The sequence below is a fragment of the Caballeronia sp. genome (genome assembly GCF_028292365.1).
Lineage (GTDB): Bacteria > Pseudomonadota > Gammaproteobacteria > Burkholderiales > Burkholderiaceae > Caballeronia.
Map to the genome: position 1 here is coordinate 1 of NZ_JAQGMM010000241.1, position 7,226 is coordinate 7,226.

6 protein-coding genes are annotated in these 7,226 nt (G+C 59.7%); 4 read left to right on the plus strand and 2 right to left on the minus strand.

Features of this window, described 5'->3' with window-relative positions; translation table 11 throughout:
* Positions 1–148: 148 nt before the first annotated feature.
* Positions 149–703, minus strand: coding sequence for a DUF1349 domain-containing protein (locus JWR14_RS14840; RefSeq protein ID WP_299707952.1), 555 nt, complete (start codon positions 701–703; stop codon positions 149–151).
* Positions 704–934: 231 nt separating this feature from the next.
* Between JWR14_RS14840 and JWR14_RS14845 the strand changes: the two genes are divergently transcribed.
* The 4 genes from JWR14_RS14845 (at position 935) to JWR14_RS14860 (ending at position 6,048) form a co-directional block, all read left to right on the plus strand.
* Complete coding sequence (locus JWR14_RS14845) at positions 935–1,984, plus strand: LacI family DNA-binding transcriptional regulator (RefSeq protein WP_299707954.1); 1,050 nt, start codon at positions 935–937, stop codon at positions 1,982–1,984.
* Positions 1,985–2,090: 106 nt separating this feature from the next.
* The gene (locus JWR14_RS14850; RefSeq protein ID WP_299707956.1) at positions 2,091–3,047 is read left to right on the plus strand and encodes a substrate-binding domain-containing protein; all 957 of its coding nucleotides are present in this window, start codon (positions 2,091–2,093) and stop codon (positions 3,045–3,047) included.
* 70 nt (positions 3,048–3,117) lie between these two features.
* On the plus strand, positions 3,118–4,692 hold the full coding sequence (locus JWR14_RS14855; RefSeq protein WP_299707959.1) for a sugar ABC transporter ATP-binding protein: 1,575 nt from the start codon (positions 3,118–3,120) through the stop codon (positions 4,690–4,692).
* Positions 4,693–4,707: 15 nt separating this feature from the next.
* A complete protein-coding gene (locus JWR14_RS14860) occupies positions 4,708–6,048 on the plus strand; it encodes an ABC transporter permease (RefSeq protein ID WP_299707961.1) in 1,341 nt (446 codons plus the stop codon).
* 690 nt (positions 6,049–6,738) lie between these two features.
* On the opposite strand, the gene JWR14_RS14865 is transcribed toward JWR14_RS14860, so the two are convergent.
* Positions 6,739–7,226: VRR-NUC domain-containing protein (locus tag JWR14_RS14865; protein ID WP_299707963.1), on the minus strand; the 488-nt coding region annotated here is incomplete at its 5' end.

Consider the following 7,226-nt stretch of genomic DNA (forward strand, 5'->3'; position numbering starts at 1 on the left):
GCGCGTTATGTATCAAATGCGATAGTCGGAACTCCGCCATTCGATTGATCGCTTCGAGAAGCCGGCTATCTTATGAGATTTATGCGCAGTCTTGGTTGGCCCGTTCGTGGCATTCCCCAAGCTCCAACTGCGGAACAAATCAATGCGATTACGTCAGATCATGTAGATCTTTATGTTGCGGTGGCATCAGGAGGAATTCGGAAAAGTCGACTGTCAAGCCGCCGCGCTTCGGGCTACAGCAAGCAGCTCCTACGAAGTAACTCTCCGCTTTGGGAAATGGCGCAAGCCGCAACATAGGCCACGTCATGCCATCGATAGAAAACTGTAGTCTCAGGGCTCCGCGCTCGACCGTCGCGCGTAGCCAAAATCCGTCGGTCGTCGTGATCGGCGATCCCAATGCCCAATCCGACTGCTCAAGCGTGATGACACTACTCATCATCAAAGCGCCATCCGTGAGCTCCACGCCGGCCTTCGCCCAGTTGCGCTCGCCAAGGCGAATCAGCAATCCAGCCTGGTCATAAAGGGTTTCGAAATCTCCACGCACACGGATTTGTGCCGAAAAGTCGCCATTGGTATGGATTCCGAATGAATGCCCTGAGTCATGGATAAAATCGTAGTACGTCTTGCGCCAAAAATCGGTTTCCGGGTCCGTCTTGACCCGCAAGCGACCGCCTTTCAAATCCCACTCGCCCGGCTCGTTCAACCATTCGCATCGCTCGAACATGGACTCCTCCTGTCGTTGTAAGCGGGTTCGTCAGTTCGTTCTGAAAGGTCTCGACCCAGTGAACCGATCGAGACCGTCACTTCCCCCCGCGGTAACGCACAATGATGGAATGAATACGCGCGACGGTAAACCCTATGTAACTACGCCTTGAAGTCACTCGATCCCTCGCGTATTCTCTGAAACGTTTCAGTCGTGCTTCCGACGGATACCATGAGCATTCCTGACAGATCACTTCCGACGCTGCGTGACGTCGCGGATGCGGCGGAAGTATCCGTGGGCACTGCATCAAAAGCCTTGTCCGGGGCGCCGGGCGTGAGCGCGGAGCGGGCGCAGCGGGTGTGGGACGCGGCGCGTTTGATTGGATACCGCCGCAACGGCATCGCGGCCGACCTTCGCCGCGGCCGCCCACGCTCTATCGGGTTCGTGCTGCCGGACCTGACGAATCAGTTTTTTGTCGACATTGCGAGAGCGCTCGATAATCATGCGCTGCAACATGGCTATCAGCTGATCCTGGCCCACGCCGATGAAGATCCCGTACGCGAAATGGAGCGCATCCGTTTTGTTCTATCGCGGCAGGTAGCAGGCATGATCATCATTCCGTGCAGCGGCCACCAGCATGCAATAAACGAGGCGCGCGAATGCAACGTGCCGCTCGTGATGGCTGACCGGGTCGACGAGACCTTTCCGGCCAATACCGTGACGACCAATAGTCGCAGCGCGTCGGCGGACGGTACGGCGCATCTGATCGCGCTCGGCCACAAACGCATCGCTTTTCTCGTCAACACGCTGGAGCTCGTCAACTCACGGGAGCGCGCGGATGGCTATATCGCTGCAATGCGTCACGCGCAACTTGACGATTACATCGTGGTCATCGAGTGTGGGATGACCGCCGCCCAGATCCATGCGGCGACGCTCGAAGTGCTGAGCGCTTCAGCGCGGCCAACCGCCCTTTTTGCTGGTGGCAACGTAACCACGCTAGGCGCATTGCGCGCCATCCGCGATGCCGATCTTCGGATACCCAACGACATATCGTTGCTGTCCTTCGATGACGCGCCCTGGATGTCCGTGCTGCGGCCGTATTTGACATCGATCCGCCAGCCGGTCGAGGCCATTGGCCATGCAATTTGGCAACTGATGCTGAAATTGCTAAATGGTGAACAGGACGAATTCGTGCATCTGAGCTTCAAGGCGGATTTGCTGGTGCGCGAAAGCACAGCGCTGGTACCCACCGAAACGCCCGTGCCCACCGTGGCGGACTGAAACGTTTCAGTCCTGGGGAAGCCAGAAGGACACACTCCAGGATAAATCGGCAGGAGCAGGCAACCGAGCATCACGTAGCGTCACTAGATAAATAAAGGAGACACTGATGAACCGGAATCGTCGCTTGATTACTGGCGCCCTTGCTTCGGCGCCATTCGCAGGGCTCATTCTCAGGGCCGGATATGTCCACGCGCAGGACAAGAAATATCGCTTTGGCTTTTCACAGGTGACAACTCAAGAACCATGGCGCGTGCAGTTCAACAAGGACATGAGAGCTGAGGCCGCGAAGCATCCAAACGTGGAATTGATCATCGCAGATGGTTCCGACCGTACCGACAAACAAAACGCCGACATGGAGAACTTCATCGCCCAGAAAATGGACGTGATCTTTATTTCGCCGAAAGAGTCGTCGGGGCTGACGGGCGTTGTCGAAAAGGCCTACAAGGCGGGCATCCCCGTGTTTGTCCTCGATCGCTCGGTCAACGGCGATGCCTATACGCAGTTCATCGGCGGGGACAATGTGCTCATCGGTAAAGGCGTGGGCGAATTCATCGTCAAGACACAAGGCGGCGTGGGCGCAGCCAAGGGCAACATTGTCGAGGTGTGGGGCGGCTTCGGCGCACAAGCGTCGCACGACCGGCACGACGGCATGTTCGAGTCGGTCGGCAAGGAGAAAGGTCTCAAGATTGTGGGGCAGCGTGTGGATTGCGACTGGAAGCAGGACAAGGCTTACGAATATATGAAGACAGTGCTGCGGGTGAATCCTCAAGTCGATGTCGTGTTCGGTCACAACGACCCCATGGCGTATGGCGCCTATCTCGCCGCCAAGGATGCGGGCGTCGAGAAGAAGATCAAATTCGTCGGTGCCGACGGCCTGCCGAACGAAGGAGCCGTGTGGGTCGAACAAGGCATCCTGACCGGCACGTTCGTTTATCCGACGCCCGGCGCCGAAGGCATCCGCCAGGCGCTCAAGCTGCTCGGCGGCGCGAAGATCGAGAAGAAGGTGATCTTGCCGACCCAAGGCATCTTTGCAGATAACGCGAAGCAATTTGTCGCGCACTGAACGCAACTGGCGCGCGTTCGCTCCGGCCCGCCCGCGACCGGGGAACGCGCGAGTCACAGGGCACACATTCATGACGTCATACGCAACGAGCAGCTTCTCCGCCGTCGCACCGCCTCCGGGCGATTCCCAGCATCAGGAAGTCACGCCTCTGGTGGCAGCCAGGCATCTGTCGATGGCCTTCAATGGCAGCCCGGCGCTGAACGATGTTGGCTTCGACGTCCTGGCTGGCGAGGTGCATGCGCTCGTCGGAGAAAACGGCGCGGGCAAGTCCACGCTGATGAAGATTCTCGGCGGCCTTCTCGTGCCCGATACGGGGACGATCGTGGTCGCCGGCAAACCGGTAAGTTTCAGTTCCAGCGCCGACGGAATGGAGGCCGGCATTGCGCTCATCCATCAGGAACTGAATCTTGTCGACAGCCTGTCAGTCGTCGACAACCTTTTTCTCGGCAAGGAAATCACGACTCGCTTCGGCTTCCCCAATCATCCGGCAATGCGTGTTAAAGCCCGCGAGGTGCTCGCGCAACTCGGCTTCCGGCCCTCGCCGGATACGCTCGTCGGGCCGTTGCGCATTGGCGAGAAACAGCTCATTGAAATAGCGAAGGCGCTGCTCGCCGACGCGCGAGTGCTGATCATGGACGAGCCGACCTCAGCACTGTCCGACACCGAGACGCAGGCGCTCGCCACGCTCGTGCGAACGCTGCGTGCGCGAGGCATGGGAATCGTGCTGATCAGTCACCGCTTGCAGGAAGTGTTCGACCTTGCCGATCGCGTCACGGTACTACGCGACGGCCGTCACATCGCCACCTTGCCGATCGGGCGAGTGAAGTCGGCGGTGCAACTGGTATCGATGATGATCGGTAAAGACTTTGTTGCAGCGCATCGTGGCGAAGGTGAATTGCGCGCGGCAGCCGGGACAATGATCGCGGTACATGGCCTCACGCTGCACGGCGAGCACCGACCAGTTGTCGACAACGTCTCGTTCACCGTGCGCCAGGGTGAAATTTTCGGGCTCTCCGGACTACTTGGGGCGGGCAAGACCGAGATACTGGAAGCGCTCTTCGGTGTCTCTACGTACAGGGTCGAAGGCGAGATCGAGATCGGCGTCGCGCGGCGTACGTTCGCGACGCCGGCCGCGGCGGTCGAGGCAGGTCTCGCATTCGTCACCGAAGATCGCAAGAAGGACGGCTTGCTGCTTGACCAGTCGGTGGAAGCGAATTTCATGCTGCCGAACCTGGCTGGTATCACTGGTTTCCCGTTCTATCGGCACCGTGCTGTTGCGCGGCGCGTGGCAACTCAGGCGAAGGCGTCGAATGTCAAATACCGCGGCGTCGACCAGACAGTCGCGACCCTGTCGGGCGGTAATCAGCAGAAGCTGATTATCGGCAAATGGCTCATGACGCACCCCACGATCTTGCTGCTCGACGAGCCGACGCGCGGCGTCGATGTCGCGGCCAAAGGCGAGATCTACAGCCAGATTCTTCAGGCGGCGCGTGATGGGCTGACGGTAGTTGTCGCCAGTTCGGAAATCGACGAACTAATGCTTCTCTGCGACCGCATTCTCGTGCTGTGCGAAGGGCGCGCAGCCGGTGTACTCCACCGCCCGGAATTTTCCGCAGAGCAACTCGTTAAGCTCGCATCGCCTTGATCCGGAGAACTGATCATGTTGAAAACGGATGCGCGGGACATTGAAGCGATGCCCGACACGCGCCAGCAACGCCTGCGAGCGTGGCTGACGAACGCCAAATATTATCTCGGGCTGATCGTGCTGCTGGTGCTTGGCGCGCTTACCTCGCCGCATGCCGGCGATGGCAGCAACATCTTTTTATCGGCGGCCAATTTCTCCGATGTGTTCCGCCAGGTAGCGAACGTCGGCGTGATGTCGACGGGGATGACGCTCGTCATCATCACCGCGGGCATCGATCTCTCAGTCGGTTCGGTGATGGGTTTCGGCAGCGTGCTGACCGCGATCCTGCTGACCACGCCCGGAAGCAATCCCGCCTCATGGACAGCACTCGGGTTGGATGCAATCAGCATTTTCATCGTCGTGTTCGTGCTGGGCGGCGCCGTGCTGGGACGCTCAGGCCGCGTGCGGAGCGGCGCACCCGCACGCGTTGGCGGTCGGAGCCGCCGCCATAATTTGCCTTTGCGCGTGGGTCTGGCGCTTGCCTGCGCACTGCTCGCGTGTTTCCTCGCGTGGCATGGGCTGCCAGGCAAGGTCTCGCTCTGGACAGTGCTCTGGATGGTGCCGTTCGCTGGCCTGGCAATCGGTGCGCTCAACGGCTGGATCATCACCCGCGGCCGGATGCAGCCGTTCATCGTCACCCTCGCAGCAATGGTCGGCGTGATGGGCGTCGCGCGTCTCGTCGCCGGTCAGGACACGGCCGTTTATTCCATCTATAGCGGCACCAACGCGACGACTGACATCGAGAACTTGCGCGCGTTGCTGTTTGGCGTCATCCCCGTGCCGGCGCTTTTTTTCATCGTGATAGCGCTGATCGCGGAGTTCGTGCTGAATCGTACGGTGTTCGGCAAGTACCTTTATGCGATTGGCGGAAACGAAAAGTGCGCGCGGATTTCCGGCCTGCAAGTCGACCGCCACAAGATCGCCGCCTACGCGATCTCCGGCATGCTGTCCGCCCTCGTGGGCGTGCTGTACGCGGCGCAGTACAGACAGGGGAAGGCGGACGCTGGTGTGGGCTGGGAACTCGACGCCATCGCCGCGGTGGTGATTGGCGGAACAAGCCTGATGGGCGGTGTTGGCCGCATCGCAGGGACAGTGGCCGGCGTGCTGATCTTCGGTTTTTTGGGCAACATTCTGTTGCTTAACAACATCGACAGTAATACCCAACTTGTGCTGAAGGGCATGATCATCGTGATCGCGGTATTTTTGCAGCAGACGCGAATAAATCCACTGGCGTGGCTGACCCGCTCACGCGGGCAACGGGTGCCGCTCACGCCGCCAGTGCGGCAGCGAGATGGAGCAGCGGAACTGGAGGATTAGTTCAAACCTGCAAGCCATCCGAACATCTGAAGAGGTGGCGACCAACGGACTTCAGATCTAGTGGCGCAGAATGATCAGGCTATCTTTTGGCGTCGACAGTTTCGCGGGCAACGCATAGAGAAACATAGTGCGGCTAAGGCTGAGAAGACGCGCCGTCGGTTGCCTTCCAGGATCATCTGCGGGCTCGACTTCATGATCCCGGACAACTAGTCTGCCGACCAAGCGCTCGCCGTCGTCGGAGTCATTGATAATCTACGTGAGCGTATCAGCACACACTATCAGCTCGCGCCGTAGGTGTCGGCAAGCGCCGTGAGGATAGCCAGCTCCACCCGGTCCGGGCGTGGCGGCACGCGCCGTTGGCCATCGGCACGGCTGGCATGTTCCGACGCTGCGTCATGCGCCAGGTCGTCGAGCAGGCGGCTGGCCGAATCCAGTGCGCGTACGCCCGAGGACTCCCTGCCCTGAACGCGGCGATCGCGGTGTCAAGTGCAAGCACAATGCGTGCGGTTTCTAGATGAGCCTTGTCGGGCATTGAATTTCAACCCGGAAATCGAGGCCCAGTGTGAAAACGAGTTGATTTTTAGGCTTGAAACGCCATTCCAACTGCATTCACACGCGTTGACGGGCTTCGATTTACGTCGCAAATGCGCCTTCTGGACAGCGGCAGCGACTGGCGTCGCGTCAGCGCGCTCAGGTGATCTCTGTCGCTTGTTGCGCTTCTTGCGCCTGCAGCGCCCACCGGACGTGGACCACGCGCACCGGCATGCGGTGCTCCGCGCAGTACGCGAGCCACCGGATCTGATTGTCCTGGAGCCGGTCACCCGGTCCCTTGACCTCGACCATTTCATAGCGTCGCTGAGTGGGCCAGAAACGGATCAGATCCGGAAAGCCCGTTCGATTTGCGCGAATGTCGTGCGCGAGGCGCACGAACCACAGCTTCAGGTGCGCGGGCGGAATGCAAAGCAACGCGTCTTCGAGCAGAGACTCCGTCAGCAGCCGCCAGTGAACGAACGGCGACTGCAGGCCCGATTTTTCAAGAAAGGTGTTGCGTATCACGTGCCGGTAGCTGTTGTCATCAAGTCTCGCCAGGCATTGTTCGAACGCTTCGCGTCGGGCAGCGTAGAACGTGGGCGAGTACAGATCGGCGGGACCGCGCTGGAATGGATGGAAGAACGCGC